Here is a 14,817-nt window from a genome sequence, read left to right on the forward strand (position 1 = left end):
CCACGTGATCGAGATCCGTACCGCCACCGAGGCCGACTGGCCCGAGATGTTCGCCCACGACGTCCGCGCCTTCGGCTCCCCCTTCGAGGCGGAGGCCGCCGACCTCATCCGCCGCACCCTCGACCTCGACCGGTTCGTGGTGGCCCGCGACACCGAGGACGGCACGCTCGCCGGCGTGGCCGGCTCCTTCGCGCTCACCCTGACGGTGCCGGGCGGCGCGCAGCTCGCCGCTCCGGGCGTCACCTGGGTGTCGGTGGCGCCCAGCCACCGCCGGCTCGGCGTGCTGCGGATGATGCTCGACGAGCTGCACTCCCGGTACGCCGCCGAGGGCGCGGCAGTGGCGATCCTCACCGCGAGCGAGGGCACGATCTACGAGCGGTTCGGTTACGGCACAGCCACGTTCATCGACGAGGTGACGATCAACCGCCGAACCGCGCGGCTGCGGGCCCCGATGCCCGGCCCCACCCGGACACGCGCCGTGGAGGCCGAGGCCGCGAAGCAGCGGATCGAGGAGCTGTACGAACGCTGGCACGCCGCCACCCCGGGTTCGGCGTCGGCGCAGTGGCAGTGGGAGCTCTTCCACGCCGACCCGCAATGGTGCCGGTGGGGCGGCTCGGCCCGCCGCTACCTGCTGCATCCGGACGGCTACGTGACCTACCGGGTGGACGAGAAGGACCGCGCCCAGCTCGACGACGTCAAGGCACTCACCGACGAGGCGGCGGCCGACCTGTGGCAGACCGTTCTGGGACTGGACATCTTCGACGCGGTCACCGCAGACCTGCCCACCGACCACCCGCTTCGCGAGATGCTCGTGGATTCCCGGTCGGTCACGGTGACCGGGCACAAGGATCGCCTGTGGCTCAAGTTCATCGACGTTCCCGCGGCACTGGAGGCGCGGACCTACGAGCGGGACGCGGATCTGGTGCTCGCGGTCGACGGTGCGCCGTACCGGCTGCAGATCACCGCGGGGGCGGCCAGGTGCACCCCGGTGGACGCCGAACCCGTGGTGGCGCTCTCAGGGGCCACGCTGGCGGGCCTGTATCTGGGCGCGACCTCGCCGAGCACGATGGCGCGGGCCGGCCGGATCGACGGGGACTTCCGCGCGCTATCGGTGTTCCGCACCGAGCGGCAGCCGGAACTCGGCACGGCTTTCTGACCCGGAATGGCAATCAGCACCGAATTGGGTACGCATCAGTAACCGGCGTACCGCCTTTTCGGTCCGATGCTATTTTCTCTTTCGTCCTATGAATTCACACGGTGTGCGCAAATATTCACACTGAAGGAAATCAGGACTGCGACTCTTCGCCGGCGATGAGCCGGTTGAGGATGTTCACGGCACCGTCGAGGGTCTGGCGCTCCGCGGGGGTGAGCTCGTCCAGCTTGCCCCGCAGCCACGCCTCACGGGCGCGCGCTTCTCCAGTGATCACCTGTTCACCCTCTTCGGAGAGACTGACGATCACCTGGCGCCCGTCCGTGGGGTGCGGTGCACGCCGGACGAGGCCGAGGTCCGCCAGCGAGGCGATCACGCGCGTCATCGACGGCGGTTGCACCCGTTCACGCGCCGCGAGCTGGCCGGGCGTCAGCGGCCCGTCGTTCGCGAGGGCGTTGAGCGCGGACAGTTGGGTCAGCGAGACCAGTGAGTCGCGCCGCCGGCCGCGGAGATGGCGCGCGAATCGCACGGTGGCGAGAGAGAGGTCACCGGCGAGACGGTCGTCATTGTCAGTCACGGCGCTAGAGTACATCCGAGAGAATGTTTTGCGCGCATGAACCCCGAGGAGAATGTCATGACTGTTTCGCCGGGACCCGCCGAAGAAGCGGTCACCCCGCCGGAACTCCCGCACTCTCTGACCGAACCGCGGCCCGTGGTGATCATCGGCACGGTGCTCTTCGCCATTTCCCTCATCGTGACCCTCGCCGCCCGCGAGACCTTCGGCGACGCCTGGATCACCTGCGCCTGCGGGGTGGGTGTGGGACTGCTCGGCGCGGCCGTGCTCACCGCCCAGCGGCGGGCGGCCCGCCGGGGCGATCGCGGAGCGCAGCGCGGTCTGTCCTGACCGGTCCCGCACCCTTCGCGGCGACCGCCTTTCGCGTGGCCAGCAGCCCCAGAGCCACCATCGCCGCACCGATCGACCAGCCGGCCAGCACGTCGGTGAGCCAATGCGCCGCGAGGTACACCCGGCTCAGTCCGATGAGCGCGCTGGCGATCACGGCGACCACGAGCGGCCACCGCCGACCGGTGATCGCCCACGCGGACACCGCGATGCACCCGAGCACCACCGCGGAGTTGAGCGCGTGCCCCGACGGGAAACTCAGCGAGTCGATCTCCACCAACCGGGGCGGGATGCTCGGCCGCTCCCGACCGAAAGCGATCTTGGTGACGAACATCACTCCCCAGGAGAGCAGTGAGGTCGCCGCACAGTAGGCCGCCCAGACGCGGTGGCGAAGCCGGAGCAACACCAGGACCGCGATCGTTGCGATCGCGATCAGTGAGACCGTGTTTCCCACCGTGGTGATCGCACGGACCACCGCCGTGAGCGCGTCCGAGCGGATCGACACCACGGCGTCGAGGACGCCGGAGTCCACCGGATTGGGCCACTGATCGGTCATCGTTCCCCTGCCTCCGCGGCGTCGACGTGCAGCACGCCTGCGTCGTCGACCCAGTGCGGCACGGCATGCTCGCCCAAATCCGTCCGGACGGTCAGTCGTTCGTGCACTTCGGTTTCGGGCGCCTCGGGCAGCGCGCCGAGCAGCTGCGCGAGTGTCACACCCGGATGCGCGCCGCGCGCGAACCGTGCCCCGCGGCCCATCACGGCCGCCGTGTGCACCTCGCCGGTGCGCGGCAGGTCGAGGGTGGCCGCGAGCGCCGCGGCCTCCTCGATGCCGCCGAAGACGATGGGAGTGCCCAGGAATCGCAGATGCGGCCGGTCGAGCACCGTCACCGCCTCGGCGGGGACCAGCTCGCCGTCGGCCGTGCGGACCCGCGCGGGCAGGTCCTCGATGTGCCGTCCGGCGAGCGCGCGATAGGCCGCGGCGATCACGCCGGGCGCGGGGGTGCGCTGCGGATCGGCGAGGGCGTCGGCCATCGTCTGGGCGTCGGAATCGCTTCGCACCCCGGCGAACAGGGCGGAGCGCAGACGTCCGGCGTCGGGGTGCTCGCAGGGATCCAGCAGACCCGCGAAGGTCGGATCGTCGAGCGAGCGCAGCCGCCCCAGCGGGGTGCGGGTGCGCAGCCACCACGCGGTGTACCCGTCCGGATCGTCGAGCACCCCCGGCAGATCCGCGATCAGCGACAGCGCGGGCTCCCAGTGCTCCACCAGGTCGAGATCGCGCACCGCGATCAGCTCGTCCGGCTCGGACCCCAGCGCCGCCCACCAGTCCTCGGCGCCGTCGAGCGTGGAATCGGGCCCCTCCGGGTACTCCTCGCGCAGCACGCCGAAGGTCCAGCCGACGCCGATCGCGCGCAGCGCCGCCGCCGGATACCGCGCCGCGAACTCCGGATCGACGGTGCCGTAGGGATGATCGTCGCCGAGGACCGCCCGCAGCGGCGCATCGGCGGTCAGCAGTTCGTCGGCGGGCACGAGCTCACCGGCGGTGTCGGGCACCGGCAGTGCACCCAGCCACGCCGGCCCCACTGCGCCCGTCTCCCCCGCGCACGCCAACACCGCCTCGGTCAGCGCGAGATCGTCGTCGGTGGCGCCGGATTCCCAGTCGATCCGGTCCACCTCGGCACGCAGCGCCGGATCGGCGAGCAGATCGGCGGTGGTGGCGCGGCGCGCCCCCACGCGATCGAGTAGCGGATGCGCGGCCTCGGGATGCACCACCCGGGCCCAGCCGATCCGCGCCAGCGTCGCGGGATCGGCGCGATCGGCCACCACGGTGGCGCCGCGGGCCCCCGTCACCACCCGGCCGTCGGCGAGGGGTACGGGCAGCGCGCCCAGCTCGTCGGCGGGCAGCCGGGCCGCGTCGAGCGCCGCGTACAGCTCCGCGTACCAGGCGGGTTCGCGATCCCGGGGCACGGCATCGGCGAGATCGGCGGCGGTCAGCCCGCGGGCGCCCAGGGCCTCCAACCGCGCGGCGTCCGGCGCGGCCGACAACTCCGGCGGGACCATCGGCAGCGACTCGCACAGCAGCCGGTACAGCTCGTCCGTGAGCCCCGGCAGCACCGCGGCGCGATCGGGCCGCAACCCGCCGGGCAGCCACGGGTACGACCGCAGCTGCTCCTCGATCGCCGCGCGGAGCGCACCGTCCACCGCACCGGCGGGCGGGCGGCGCGGCGGCAGCAGGTCCATCGGATCGGCTTGAGCGGCCACGAATTCGGCGTACCCCTGCGCGGCCCGGGCGATCTCGGCATCGGGGTGCAGGTGCCGGCGGTCCGGGGTGGTGGGCAGGTCGGCGATCACCCGCACCGGGAGGGTGAGCGGTTCATCGGTGCGGGTGGGCGAGTGCAGGAACCGCGCATCGGCGCCGCGGACCCAGCGCGCGTGCGGCCCGGTGCCCGTGGGCAGATCCGGCGCGGTGATCCGCTCCCCCGCCACCGTGATCCCGGTGAGCGCGGGCAGGTCCAGCAGCAGATCCCCGGCCTCCGCGGCGAACTCGGCCACCAGTTCCGTTCCGGCGCCGAACAGCACCACCTCGGTGGCGAAACCCTCCCGCGGCGGCACCGCGCACGGGTACGGCAGCCGCATCGTCGCGACCGCGGGCGCACCGGCATCGGCGCGCGAACGGTCCGCGGAGAACTCGATGCCGCCCGCGGTGGAGCGGATCTGCACGTGGTCGGTCACCGTCAGGACCGCGGCGAAACCCACCCCGAACCGTCCTACAGCGGCACCGTCGGACTTGGGCGAGACGCGCAGCGCGGACAACGACCGCACACCGTCCACCGTGAGCGGGGCACCCGTGTTCGCCACGTGCACGCCGTCCGCATCCAGCCACACCGCCAGCTCGCCGGGGACTCCGGCAGCGGCGGCGGCATCGGCGGCGTTCTGCGCCAGCTCCACCGGCACCCGGTCCCGGTAGCCGACGGTCACCAGATCGCGTTCGACCGCGAGATCCTCGGCGGCGCGCGTGGGTGAGTCCCGCCACGCGGCGAGCACGGCGTCCCGCAGCGCGGCGGTGCCGAAGGGGTCGGCGACGAGGGGCACGCTAGGCCCGCTCGGCGGGCACCTTCTCGACCGCGCCGTCGTCGTACGGCTCGTAGGCGGGGCTGCCCTGGCCCGACGGTGCCGGCACGCTCGAATGCGCGCCGCAGCCGTAGTGCGCGTGCACCACGTGCCCGTCGGCCGAGTACTCGTTGCCGCACACGCCGAAGGAGGCGCGCAGCGCCCCGGCCAGCGGCAGGTAGAAGGCGCAGTCGCCGCAGTGGAACCGGGTGGAGCGCGCCATCTCGGAATCGGGGCCGTACGGGCCGAGGGTCCAGCGCTCGGCGGCGTCCAGGCGGCCGACGCGCGTCATCACGCGCTCGAGGTTCACGCCGATCTCGCCCGCCACCGCATCGGCCTCCGGATCACCGGAGAGCAGGTAGCCGGGCTCGATGCGCGGATCGTTCTCCCGCGGGGGCAGCACATCGCCGGGGCTCAGATCGCCCGCGCGGACCCGCTGATCCCACGGCACCCACTCGGGAGCGGTCAATGAACCGGGGCCGGGCAGCAGCGCCGTCTCGGAGACCGTGAGCTCGCCGCCGGGGGTTCCGGCCAGCACTGCGCACCACTGCCAGCCGCGGTACGCGGGCAGATCGGCCTCGAAGTAATGGGCGACGGCGAACTCGTCCTCGACGACGGTCGCCACGTGCGCGCCCACGGCGGCGCCCTCGTCGGCCTCCAGCGCGGCGCGTGCGAGATCGATCGCGGCGCCGGACTGCAATGCGGAAGTCACACCTCAAGTGTGCCGTATCGATGCACCCGATCGGCACCGGGGGCGGGCGGTGGTGCCGACACCTGTCGGCGGCATACGGAACAATGGGTGGAGTGAGCGGTCATCCGGGGCAGCAGCACTATCCCCCCGACGAGCCCCGGCGACGCCCGGGGCCGGTTCCGCACGCCCACGTGGGCGGCGGACCGTCGGACACCGACGAGGGCCGGACCGGTACCGGCGGCGAGCGCGGACCGTCGCGCCCGCAGTACCGCGCCAACCATCACCTGCCGCCCCTCGACGAGACGCCGAGCCCCGGTGAGCGGCGCGCCGCCGACGAGGAGCGGCGCAAGATGCCGCGCAAGATCACCGTGACCAGGGTCGCGGCCATGCGCAGCCGCGAGATCACCGAGGCCGGCATCGCCAAGTGGCACCGCGCCACCAAGGCCGACGGCGCCGACAAGTCCGGCCTCACCGCACTCACCTACCCCGTGATCCTCAACAACGCGGTCGACGCGGCGCTCATGGTGGCGCTGGCGAACACCCTGTTCTTCGCGGCGGCGCAGGCCGAGTCCAAGTCCAAGGTGGCGCTGTACCTGCTGGTGAACATCGCGCCCTTCGCGATCATCGCGCCCTTCATGGGCCCGCTCATCGACCGCATCCAGCACGGCCGCCGGGTGGCGCTGGCCACCTCCTTCGGCATCCGCGTGGGCCTGGCGGTGCTGCTGATCACCAACTGCACCTACGACTCGGTCGCGAACACGGTGAACTTCGATCCGTGGGTGCTCTACCCCGCCGCGCTCGGGATGATGGTGATGAGTAAATCGTTCTCGGTGCTCAAATCCGCGGTCACCCCCCGCGTGCTGCCACCGCAGATCGACCTGGCCCGGGTGAACTCCCGGCTCACGCTGTTCGGCCTGGTCGTGGGCTCCGGCGTGGGCGGCGCCATCGCCGCGGCCGCCGAGTTCGGGCTGGGCCGCTCGCTGCACATCCCCGGCGCGATCGTGGTGCTGATGATCTTCGCGGTCGGCGGCGCGGTGATGTGCATGCGCATCCCCAAGTGGGTCGAGAGCACCGCGGGCGAGGTGCCCACCACGCTGTCGTACACCGATGCCATGCGCCGCGACGACGCCGGCCGCCGGGCCAGCCTGGGCGCGGCCTTCAAGAACCTGCGCGTGCCGCTGGGCCGCAACGTGGTCACCGGGATCTGGGGCAACACCACGATCCGCGTGCTCACCGGCTTCCTCACGCTGTTCATCGCCTTCTACTCCAAGGCCGAGCAGGCCGCCGGTGCGCAGGCCTTCACCGCGCTGGCGATGGTCGGTGCCGTGGGCGCCGCCGCCGGTGTGGGCAACTTCATCGGCAACGGCATCGGCGCCCGCATGCAGCTGCCGAAGCCCGCCCGGGTGGTGGTGCAGGCCACGATCGCCGCCACCATCGGCGCCGTCGTCGCGGCCGTCCTGTCCAACCTCGTGGTGGTCACCGTCATCACGTTCATCGCCTCCGGCGCCTCCGCGATCGGCAAGGTCTCGCTCGATGCGTCGATCCAGGACGATCTGCCCGACGAGTCGCGGGCCTCTGCCTTCGGCCGGTCCGAGACCGCGCTGCAGCTCGGTTGGGTGGGCGGTGCCGCGCTCGGCGTGCTGCTACCGCCTACGCTGTGGATCGGGTTTGCAACCGTAGCGGCGATCATGGCCGTCGGCACGGCGCAGACGGTGCTGACCTACCGGGGCGGATCCCTGATCCCGGGCTTCGGCGGCAAGCGTCCGGAGCACATCCCACCCACGACGAACGGGGACTAGATGATCAAGCCCAGCCGGAACCTGGTGATCGGCGGCGCCGTCTTCCTCGTGGCGGTGGCGGTGCTGTTCGCCTTCACGATCAACGCGGCCGTGAAGAAGAACCAGGAACCCAAGCCGCGCCCCGCGCTCTCGGCGGCCTCGGGCACCGCGCTGATCAAGGTGGCCCCGCTGCAGTACTGCGAGGAGGTGGCGCAGCCCAAGTGCGACGCCCCGGCCCGGCCCACCCGGATCGCCGTCGAGCCCGGCAAGGCCCTCGTGATCTCGTTGCCCGACTACATCACCGACCGTCCCTGGGACGTGACGATCCAGCGCTTCGACACCACCACCGGCAAGGCCAGTCTGGAGACCCGCACGCACGTGCGGCCGACCGAGGCCACGCTGGTGCTCAAGTCGACCGATCAGCTGATCCTCGGCGCCGTCGAGATCCGGGTTCCGTCCACGGTGCAGGACGCCTTCGGCAACCTCGTGGCGCAGGCCGTGTGGGGCATCGACACCCTGCCCGACGGGCTCGTCAGCAAGCAGAACGTGTAGCCGTGGACGAGGCCGAGTGGGTCACCGTCGCGGTTGCCGCGATGCTCTTCCTGCTCCCGATCATCGCCGTGGCCGTAGTGGTCTACCGGAAGAAGAAGGGCCTGTGGCGCGGTGGCGTCCAGCCCTTCCAGGACCCGAACAACCCGGCCCGGCAGTTCAACGACCCGCCGCCGCCCTCACCCGACCGGGCGAACGTGCGGCGGATCGACGAGCTCTAGGAGTCGAGCTCCCGCGCGATCTCGCGCAGCACCTTGGCGATCTGCTCCGAGGCCTTGCGGTCCGGGTAGCGGCCCTTGCGCAGCTCCTGCTGCACGCTGCCGTCCAGCAGCTGGATCATGTCCTCGATCATGCCGTGCAGCTCGTCGGCCGGGCGGCGGTTCGCCGCCGGGCGACGGGTGCGCTGCGCCGCGCCGCGGGCGACGCTCGGGGCGGGTTCGAGCACCGTGACGGTCAGCGCCTGCGGCCCGCGACGACCCGCGGCCATGCTGAACTCGACGCGCTGACCCTGCTTGAGTTCCCCGGTCCCGTCGGGCAGCGCGGACGAACGGACGTACACGTCCTCGCCGCCCTCCTGCGACAGGAAGCCGAAACCCTTCTCCGCGTCGTACCACTTGACCTTGCCGGTAGGCACTTTGTCACCTGCTCCTGCGTACTGAACAACAAACGCGCCCCGCGAGGGCGAGGCGCAACTGTTCTAGTCTAGCTGTGTGGGCAAGTGGGAATCGGTTGTGGTGACGGTGGCGGCGATCCTCTTCGCGGTCGGCCTGATCGCGCTGGCCGCCCTGTTCCTCACACCGATGATCGACGGCGGTGTGACGGCCCCGACATGGGTGTACGCGCTCACTCCGCTGGCGCCGATCGGCTTCATCATCGGGATCGTCGGCGTGGTCCTCGGCAACATCGGGAAGGACTGAGGTCGCGATGACGGCATCCACCTCCCCGCGGGCCGGCGACCTCGTCGACCGGTACGGCCGCGTCGCGCGGGACCTGCGGGTCTCGCTCACCGACCGGTGCAATCTGCGCTGCACCTACTGCATGCCGGCCGAGGGCCTGGACTGGCTCGCCTCCGCGCACGTGCTGAGCACCGAGGAGATCCAGCGCCTCATCGGCATCGCCGTGCGCGATCTGGGCATCACCGAGATCCGGTTCACCGGCGGTGAGCCGCTGCTGCGCGCCGACCTCCCGGCGATCGTCGCGCACGCCGCGGCCCTGGTGCCGCGTCCGGAACTGTCGATCACCACCAACGGGCTCTCCCTGGCGCGGCACGCGCAGCGGCTCGCCGAGGCCGGTCTGGACCGGGTGAACGTCTCGCTCGACACCGTCGACCGCGATACCTACGCCCAGGTGACCCGTCGCGACCGCCTCGACGATGCGCTCGCCGGACTGCGCGCCGCGGCCGACGCCGGACTCACCCCGGTGAAGGTGAACGCGGTGCTCGGTCCCGGCCGCATCGGCGATGCGGTGCCGCTGCTGCGGCTGTGCCTGGACGCCGGGTACGAGCTGCGGATCATCGAGCAGATGCCGCTCGACGCCGGGCACACCTGGGAACGCTCGTCGATGATCACGGCGGAGGACCTGCTGGGCGAGCTCGGCCGCGAGTTCACGCTGACGCCCGACGGTGCGCCCCGCGGCAGCGCGCCCGCGGAGCGGTACCTGGTGAACGGCGGTCCGGCCACCGTCGGGATCATCGCCTCGGTCACGCGGCCCTTCTGCGGCGATTGCGACCGGGTGCGGCTCACGGCCGACGGGCAGATCCGCACCTGCCTGTTCGCGACGGAGGAGACCGATCTGCGGCCGCTGCTGCGCGGGGGCGGCTCGGACGCCGAGATCGCCGACGCGTGGCGCACGGCGATGCTGGGCAAGCAGGCCGGGCACGGCATCGATGATCCGACCTTCCTGCAACCCCCGCGTCCGATGAGCGCGATCGGGGGCTAGAGCGTGCAGATCCGGTACTTCGCCGCCGCCCGCGCGGCGACGGGCCTCGACGAGGAGATCGTGGACGTTCCCGAGGGGGCGTCGGTGGCCGAGGTGGCCGCTCTGTTGGGCAACCGGCATCCGGATCTGGCGGCGGTGCTCACCCGGTGCAGCTTCCTGCTCGACGAGATCGCGGTACGGGATGTGAATGCGCTGGCGAACGGCGTGATGCTCGACGTGCTCCCCCCGTTCGCGGGCGGCTGACAGCCCGAGTGACTTCGATCACACTCATAAATCACGAAGCGGTAACGGTTGGGCAACGGGCAGGATTCTGCTAGCGTCGCGGACGGTCATAGCAGCAGCTCGGACCGGATGAAGCTCCACGGTTTCATCCCGCGTTCGTACCGAACAGATCCTTTGCAGGCACGAGAGATGGGAAAACCCCTCAGCATGTCCGGTCGCCACCGTAAGCAGTCCACCACCGGCCGTACCGCAGCCAAGGTCGCCGCCACCGGCGCCCTCCTGGGCGGTGCCACCCTCGCCTTCTCGGCGCCCGCGGCGAACGCCGCGCCCGATTCCCAGTGGGATCAGGTCGCCAAGTGCGAGTCGGGCGGCAACTGGTCGATCAACACCGGCAACGGCTACCACGGCGGCCTGCAGTTCAGCCCCTCCACCTGGAACTCCTACGGCGGCCAGCAGTACGCGCCCACCGCGAACCAGGCCAGCAAGGCTCAGCAGATCGCGATCGCCGAGAAGGTCCTCGCGGGCCAGGGCAAGGGCGCTTGGCCGTCCTGCGGCCGTGGCCTCGGCGCCTCGACGCCGCGCACCGTCCCCACCGAGGTGCCCACCAAGCCCGCCGCGCAGAAGCCCGCCGTCGCGAAGCCCGCCCTTGGCAAGCCCGCGCAGAAGCCGGCGCAGCCCGTCGAGCAGAAGCCGGCCGCGCAGAAGCCCGCCGCACAGGCTCCCGCCGCCCAGAAGCCGGCCGTCAAGCCCGGCCAGTCGGTGAACTCGCAGTACATCCAGCAGGTCATCTCGCAGGCGCAGAGCGGTGGCCAGCAGGTCGATCCCGCCGTGCTGGCGATGCTGCAGCAGGCTGCGGCCAAGGGTTACTGACCCCCACGCACTTCACGATCCGAACGGGTCGACGGCTTCGGCCGTCGGCCCGTTCGGCGTTTCGGGGCCGCGACGATCCGCCTCGACCCGAGCCGGACATACCGGTACATCCTTTGCGATCCCACACGGTCTGCTACCGTGCCAACGGCCGCACTCGCGGCCGTTCGACCTGCACGAGAAGAGACCTCCCGATGATCGCTCGCTCCGCCACCGGACTCGCCGCGCTCGGCGCCCTCCTCGGGGGCCTCGGCATGGCCCTCGTCGCGCCCGCCGCGTCGGCCTCGCCCTCCACCTCGCCGGTGCCCACCACACCCGCGAAGCCGGCCCCGGTCCCGGGCGTCCCCGGCATCGATGAGAACGACATCAAGAAGCTCGCCCCCGGCGTGAACCCGCCGTCGGCGAACCGTCCCGCCGCCCCCGGTGCGGCACCGGCCCGTCCGGCGGCCCCCGGGGCACCGGCCCGGCCGGCCGCACCGGGCGGCACCGTCGAGGTCCCCGGCCTCGGCGCGGTCGCCGTGCCCGGTGGGCTCGGCATCGGCGCCGCCGGCCTCCCCGGCGTGGGCGTGCCCGGCATCGCGGGCGTCCCCGGCGCGGGCACCCCGGCACCGTCGAACCCGCGCGTGGAGAACCCGCAGGCGAACGTGCCGGCCCGCCCGTCGAACCCCGGCCCCACCGTGCCGGACGGTGCGCTCGGCATTCCGGTGGTCCCCGGACACCTCGGGGTGCCCCTGTTCACGCCGCGGCCGTGCGATCCGGCGCGCGTGACCACGTGCCCGGACACCAAGCCCGCGGACACCCGCCGCTAGTCGCTCCGGCCGAGGATCTGCGGGAGCTGCGCGGGGAAGGTCGTGAGGTCGGGTAGCGCCCGGCTGCGGCGGGCGAACCGGCGGGCGTTGCGGCCGTACCCCGGGTCGGCGAGCACCTTCTCGACGGCGGCGGCCACCTCGCCCGCGGTCACCGTCTGCGGGTCGAGGGTGATGCCCGCGCCCAGCGCTTCGGCCTGCGCGCTGTTGGGCGGGTGATCGCCGAACAGCGGCAGCAGCACCATCGGCACGCCCGCCTGCAGCGATTCCCGCACGCTGTTGAAGCCGCCGTGGGTCACGAAGACGTCGCAGGTGGGCAGGACGGTCTGCTGGTCGACGAAATCGGTGAGGATCACGTTCGCGGGCGGGGCCGGGATCTCGGCGCCGCCGGTGGCGACGATCGCGGAGACGTCCAGCGTGCCCAGCGCGGCGACGATGCTGCCGAGCAGGCCGCCGTTCACCCCGAGCGCGGGCGCGACCGAGCCGAGGCTCGCCAGCACCAGCGGACGATCCGCGGGGAGGTCGGCGATCCGCGGGTCGAGCGGGGCGTGGCTCCGGGGGCCCGGCCGGAAGCAGTGCAGTCCGGGCACGCGGTGGCTCGGCGGGTAGAAGTCGAGCGGGGTCTGGGCGATCCGGTTCCCGTCCGTCACGGACTCGACGGGCGGCAGACCGTGCAGCCCGCGCACCTCGTTCACGACCGCCATCACCTCGGGCGCGTCGGACTCGAACATCGGTGCCACGTCCAGGTCCAGGCGGGGGCATCCGAGTCGCTCCGCCACGAGGTAGCCGCCGAACTCGGTGTTGTCGCGCACGATGAGGTCGGGGACGGCACCGTCGAGTTCCTCCAGGAGGACGGTGGCCAGACGGTGCCCCAGGACCCCGACGAAGGCGCGCGCGGCGCCCTGCGGCGCGGCACTGAAGCCCTGGAACGGGTACGGGGTGGCCGGGGGCCGGTAGTCCGCCACCGAGAACTCCTCGGCCCGCAGCGCGGGATCGGTGGCGATCTGCGCCATCGTCGGGACGCCGTCGAGCGGGAGGACGTCGAGGCCGTAGCCGGTGACGAGGTCGGCGCCGTCGGCGGGGACGGCCACCGTCACCTCGTGTCCGGCGGCGCGCAGCGCGGCGGCCGCGGGGAGGACGAACGGGACGAGGTGGGAGTATCCGGCGATTCCCGTGACCAATATCTTCACATTGCTAACTATAGGTGAGATCGGTCGGCCGGGTCCGTCAGGCGCTGCCCACCCATTCGTCGGTGCCGTCGGCGAAGATCTGGTGCTTCCACACGGGCAGCGCCTCCTTGACCGCGTCCACCAGGCGCGCGCAAGTGGCGAAGGCCGCGCCGCGGTGATCGGCGGAAACGGCCACCACGAGGGCGGCGTCGCCGATGGCCAGCGGGCCCACGCGGTGCGAAACGGCGACGGCGCGCACTCCCTGTGCGGCGGCGGCCTCGCGGGCCACGACCTCGGCGAGGACGCGGGCGGCGGTGGGGTGCGCGGAGTATTCGAGCCGGGTGACGCCGCGCCCGCCGTCGTGATCGCGGACGGCGCCGATGAAGCCGACGACCGCGCCGGCTTCGGCGCGGATCACGGCGGCCTCGTGCGCGGCCAGGTCGATCGGTTCCTCGGTGACCTGCGCGAGCACCACATCAGCCATGGTCGCCGCCGCGGATCTGGTCGAGCGCGTGGTCGAGCACACCGTCGAGCACGCCGAGCCCGTCGCGGACGCCGCCGGTGGACCCGGGCAGGTTCACCACGAGCGAGGCCCCGGCGATGCCCGCGAGGCCGCGGCTGAGCACCGCGGTGGGAACGTCCGGGAGCCCGGCGCTGCGGATCGCATCGGCGAGGCCGGGGATCTCACGGTCCAGTTCGGGGCGGGTCTGCTCGGGGGTGCGGTCGGTGGGGGTGAGCCCGGTGCCGCCGGTGGTGAGGATCACGGCGTCGCGGCGCCGGATGGCGGAGCGGATCGCGGAGCCCACCTCGCGGCCGTCGGGCACCACGACGGGGCCGGTCACGGTGAAGCCGCGGTCGGTGAGCCAGGCGGCGATGAGCGGTCCGGTGCGGTCCTCGCGCTCGCCGGCGGCCGAGCGGGTGGAGGCCACCACCACGGTCGCGGCGCGGTCAGTCATCGCGCGACCACGGGCCGGTCTTGCCGCCCTCCTTGGTGAGGACGCGGATGTCGGTGAGGACGGCGGCGGGGTCGATCGCCTTGACCATGTCGTGCAGGGTGAGTCCGGCGACGGCGACGGCCGTCAGCGCCTCCATCTCGACGCCGGTGCGTCCGGTGCACCGGACGGTGGCGGTGATGGCGATCTCGGCGTCGCCGGGTTCAAGGTCCACCTGCACTCCGGAGACGGGCAGCGGATGGCACAGCGGCACCAGGTCGGGGGTGCGCTTGACGCCCATGATGCCCGCGATGCGAGCGGTGGCGAGCACATCGCCCTTGGCCACCGCGTTCGCGGCGATCTTCTCGATCACCTCGGCGGTGGTGCGGAAGACGCCGGCCGCCACCGCGGTGCGCGCGGTGACGTCCTTGCCGGTCACATCGACCATCCGGGCGGCGCCCGTGTGATCGACGTGCGTCAGGTCCACGTCAGCGATTGATGCGGGTGTTCGGGTGCACGTAGGGGATGTGCGCCTCGGGGAACTGCACATCACCGAAGGGCGAGAGCGCGCCGACCAGCGGGGCGGCGAACTCGGACACCGCGTGGTCGCCTTCTGCGGCGGGCCAGCCGTTGTCGACGTAGCCGGCCTTCTTCTTGTCGTTCGTGGTCTCAGACACGTCGCTATTCTGACATGCCCCGGCCTCTA

Annotated in this window: 20 protein-coding genes; 10 read left to right on the forward strand and 10 right to left on the reverse strand. The window is 72.3% G+C overall.

Features of this window, described 5'->3' with window-relative positions; translation table 11 throughout:
* Positions 1-4 precede the first annotated feature (4 nt).
* Complete coding sequence (locus tag TTY48_RS05055; protein ID WP_220656466.1) at positions 5-1,156, forward strand: GNAT family N-acetyltransferase; 1,152 nt, start codon at positions 5-7, stop codon at positions 1,154-1,156.
* A gap of 130 nt (positions 1,157-1,286) precedes the next feature.
* On the opposite strand, the gene TTY48_RS05060 is transcribed toward TTY48_RS05055, so the two are convergent.
* Positions 1,287-1,742 (reverse strand): MarR family winged helix-turn-helix transcriptional regulator, encoded by a 456-nt coding sequence (locus TTY48_RS05060; protein WP_220656467.1) that lies wholly within the window; start codon positions 1,740-1,742, stop codon positions 1,287-1,289.
* Between the two features lie 42 nt (positions 1,743-1,784).
* Here TTY48_RS05060 and TTY48_RS05065 point away from each other — a divergent pair, with 42 nt between their 5' ends.
* On the forward strand, positions 1,785-2,054 hold the full coding sequence (locus TTY48_RS05065) for a DUF2530 domain-containing protein (RefSeq protein WP_220656468.1): 270 nt from the start codon (positions 1,785-1,787) through the stop codon (positions 2,052-2,054).
* Here TTY48_RS05065 and TTY48_RS05070 read toward each other — a convergent pair.
* From TTY48_RS05070 to TTY48_RS05080, 3 genes are read right to left on the reverse strand one after another with little or no spacing between them, the layout of a single operon-like run.
* Positions 1,993-2,607: a phosphatase PAP2 family protein gene (locus tag TTY48_RS05070; RefSeq protein WP_220656469.1), complete on the reverse strand. Its 615-nt coding sequence runs from the start codon at positions 2,605-2,607 to the stop codon at positions 1,993-1,995. The genes TTY48_RS05065 and TTY48_RS05070 overlap by 62 nt on opposite strands.
* Positions 2,604-5,141 (reverse strand): sacsin N-terminal ATP-binding-like domain-containing protein, encoded by a 2,538-nt coding sequence (locus tag TTY48_RS05075; RefSeq protein WP_220656470.1) that lies wholly within the window; start codon positions 5,139-5,141, stop codon positions 2,604-2,606. Before TTY48_RS05075 ends, TTY48_RS05070 begins: the two co-directional genes overlap by 4 nt.
* A gap of 1 nt (position 5,142) precedes the next feature.
* On the reverse strand, positions 5,143-5,871 hold the full coding sequence (locus TTY48_RS05080) for a DUF3027 domain-containing protein (RefSeq protein WP_220656471.1): 729 nt from the start codon (positions 5,869-5,871) through the stop codon (positions 5,143-5,145).
* Between the two features lie 83 nt (positions 5,872-5,954).
* On the opposite strand from TTY48_RS05080, the gene TTY48_RS05085 reads away from it, so the two are divergent.
* The 3 genes from TTY48_RS05085 to TTY48_RS05095 are packed head-to-tail and all read left to right on the forward strand — an operon-like array spanning position 5,955 to position 8,398.
* Entirely contained in the window at positions 5,955-7,649 is a 1,695-nt protein-coding gene (locus TTY48_RS05085) for an MFS transporter (protein ID WP_220656472.1), read from the forward strand.
* Positions 7,650-8,180 carry a DUF2771 family protein gene (locus TTY48_RS05090; RefSeq protein WP_220656473.1) on the forward strand — a complete coding sequence of 177 codons (531 nt, stop codon included), beginning with the start codon at positions 7,650-7,652 and terminating at the stop codon, positions 8,178-8,180.
* Between the two features lie 2 nt (positions 8,181-8,182).
* A complete protein-coding gene (locus TTY48_RS05095) occupies positions 8,183-8,398 on the forward strand; it encodes a hypothetical protein (RefSeq protein WP_220656474.1) in 216 nt (71 codons plus the stop codon).
* On the opposite strand, the gene TTY48_RS21440 is transcribed toward TTY48_RS05095, so the two are convergent.
* Positions 8,395-8,811, reverse strand: coding sequence for a cold-shock protein (locus TTY48_RS21440; RefSeq protein ID WP_220656475.1), 417 nt, complete (start codon positions 8,809-8,811; stop codon positions 8,395-8,397). The two genes, TTY48_RS05095 and TTY48_RS21440, sit on opposite strands and share 4 nt — an antisense overlap.
* A gap of 76 nt (positions 8,812-8,887) precedes the next feature.
* Here TTY48_RS21440 and TTY48_RS05105 point away from each other — a divergent pair, with 76 nt between their 5' ends.
* The 5 genes from TTY48_RS05105 (at position 8,888) to TTY48_RS05125 (ending at position 12,013) form a co-directional block, all read left to right on the forward strand.
* Positions 8,888-9,094 carry a hypothetical protein gene (locus TTY48_RS05105; protein WP_220656476.1) on the forward strand — a complete coding sequence of 69 codons (207 nt, stop codon included), beginning with the start codon at positions 8,888-8,890 and terminating at the stop codon, positions 9,092-9,094.
* A gap of 7 nt (positions 9,095-9,101) precedes the next feature.
* Positions 9,102-10,115 carry a GTP 3',8-cyclase MoaA gene (gene moaA, locus TTY48_RS05110; RefSeq protein WP_220656477.1) on the forward strand — a complete coding sequence of 338 codons (1,014 nt, stop codon included), beginning with the start codon at positions 9,102-9,104 and terminating at the stop codon, positions 10,113-10,115.
* A gap of 3 nt (positions 10,116-10,118) precedes the next feature.
* A complete protein-coding gene (locus TTY48_RS05115) occupies positions 10,119-10,358 on the forward strand; it encodes a MoaD/ThiS family protein (protein ID WP_220656478.1) in 240 nt (79 codons plus the stop codon).
* A gap of 186 nt (positions 10,359-10,544) precedes the next feature.
* The gene (locus tag TTY48_RS05120; protein WP_220658456.1) at positions 10,545-11,207 is read left to right on the forward strand and encodes a transglycosylase family protein; all 663 of its coding nucleotides are present in this window, start codon (positions 10,545-10,547) and stop codon (positions 11,205-11,207) included.
* A 191-nt stretch (positions 11,208-11,398) separates the two neighbouring features.
* The gene (locus TTY48_RS05125; RefSeq protein WP_220656479.1) at positions 11,399-12,013 is read left to right on the forward strand and encodes a hypothetical protein; all 615 of its coding nucleotides are present in this window, start codon (positions 11,399-11,401) and stop codon (positions 12,011-12,013) included.
* Here TTY48_RS05125 and TTY48_RS05130 read toward each other — a convergent pair.
* From TTY48_RS05130 to TTY48_RS05150, 5 genes are read right to left on the reverse strand one after another with little or no spacing between them, the layout of a single operon-like run.
* Positions 12,010-13,200, reverse strand: a complete 1,191-nt coding sequence (locus TTY48_RS05130) for a glycosyltransferase (RefSeq protein ID WP_220656480.1) — start codon at positions 13,198-13,200, stop codon at positions 12,010-12,012. The genes TTY48_RS05125 and TTY48_RS05130 overlap by 4 nt on opposite strands.
* 37 nt (positions 13,201-13,237) lie before the next feature.
* Positions 13,238-13,663, reverse strand: a complete 426-nt coding sequence (locus TTY48_RS05135) for a molybdenum cofactor biosynthesis protein MoaE (RefSeq protein WP_220656481.1) — start codon at positions 13,661-13,663, stop codon at positions 13,238-13,240.
* Complete coding sequence (locus TTY48_RS05140) at positions 13,656-14,135, reverse strand: molybdenum cofactor biosynthesis protein B (RefSeq protein ID WP_220656482.1); 480 nt, start codon at positions 14,133-14,135, stop codon at positions 13,656-13,658. Before TTY48_RS05140 ends, TTY48_RS05135 begins: the two co-directional genes overlap by 8 nt.
* Positions 14,128-14,598 carry a cyclic pyranopterin monophosphate synthase MoaC gene (moaC, locus tag TTY48_RS05145; RefSeq protein ID WP_220656483.1) on the reverse strand — a complete coding sequence of 157 codons (471 nt, stop codon included), beginning with the start codon at positions 14,596-14,598 and terminating at the stop codon, positions 14,128-14,130. Before moaC ends, TTY48_RS05140 begins: the two co-directional genes overlap by 8 nt.
* Before the next feature lies 1 nt (position 14,599).
* The gene (locus TTY48_RS05150; protein WP_220656484.1) at positions 14,600-14,788 is read right to left on the reverse strand and encodes a hypothetical protein; all 189 of its coding nucleotides are present in this window, start codon (positions 14,786-14,788) and stop codon (positions 14,600-14,602) included.
* Positions 14,789-14,817: the final 29 nt, after the last annotated feature.

Origin of the sequence: Tsukamurella sp. TY48, assembly GCF_019656655.1 — a bacterium.
In the GTDB taxonomy this organism is placed as follows: Bacteria; Actinomycetota; Actinomycetes; order Mycobacteriales; family Mycobacteriaceae; genus Tsukamurella; species Tsukamurella strandjordii.

What these genes read in the sequence shown, in the direction of transcription:
- TTY48_RS05060 (WP_220656467.1), bottom strand. Translation starts at nt 1,742, where the DNA reads ATGTACTCTAGCGCCGTGACTGACAATGACGACCGTCTCGCCGGTGAC.
- TTY48_RS05065 (WP_220656468.1), top strand. Translation starts at nt 1,785, where the DNA reads ATGACTGTTTCGCCGGGACCCGCCGAAGAAGCGGTCACCCCGCCGGAA.
- TTY48_RS05070 (WP_220656469.1), bottom strand. Translation starts at nt 2,607, where the DNA reads ATGACCGATCAGTGGCCCAATCCGGTGGACTCCGGCGTCCTCGACGCC.
- TTY48_RS05085 (WP_220656472.1), top strand. Translation starts at nt 5,955, where the DNA reads ATGGGTGGAGTGAGCGGTCATCCGGGGCAGCAGCACTATCCCCCCGAC.
- TTY48_RS05090 (WP_220656473.1), top strand. Translation starts at nt 7,650, where the DNA reads ATGATCAAGCCCAGCCGGAACCTGGTGATCGGCGGCGCCGTCTTCCTC.
- moaA (WP_220656477.1), top strand. Translation starts at nt 9,102, where the DNA reads ATGACGGCATCCACCTCCCCGCGGGCCGGCGACCTCGTCGACCGGTAC.
- TTY48_RS05120 (WP_220658456.1), top strand. Translation starts at nt 10,545, where the DNA reads ATGTCCGGTCGCCACCGTAAGCAGTCCACCACCGGCCGTACCGCAGCC.
- TTY48_RS05125 (WP_220656479.1), top strand. Translation starts at nt 11,399, where the DNA reads ATGATCGCTCGCTCCGCCACCGGACTCGCCGCGCTCGGCGCCCTCCTC.
- TTY48_RS05135 (WP_220656481.1), bottom strand. Translation starts at nt 13,663, where the DNA reads ATGGCTGATGTGGTGCTCGCGCAGGTCACCGAGGAACCGATCGACCTG.
- TTY48_RS05140 (WP_220656482.1), bottom strand. Translation starts at nt 14,135, where the DNA reads ATGACTGACCGCGCCGCGACCGTGGTGGTGGCCTCCACCCGCTCGGCC.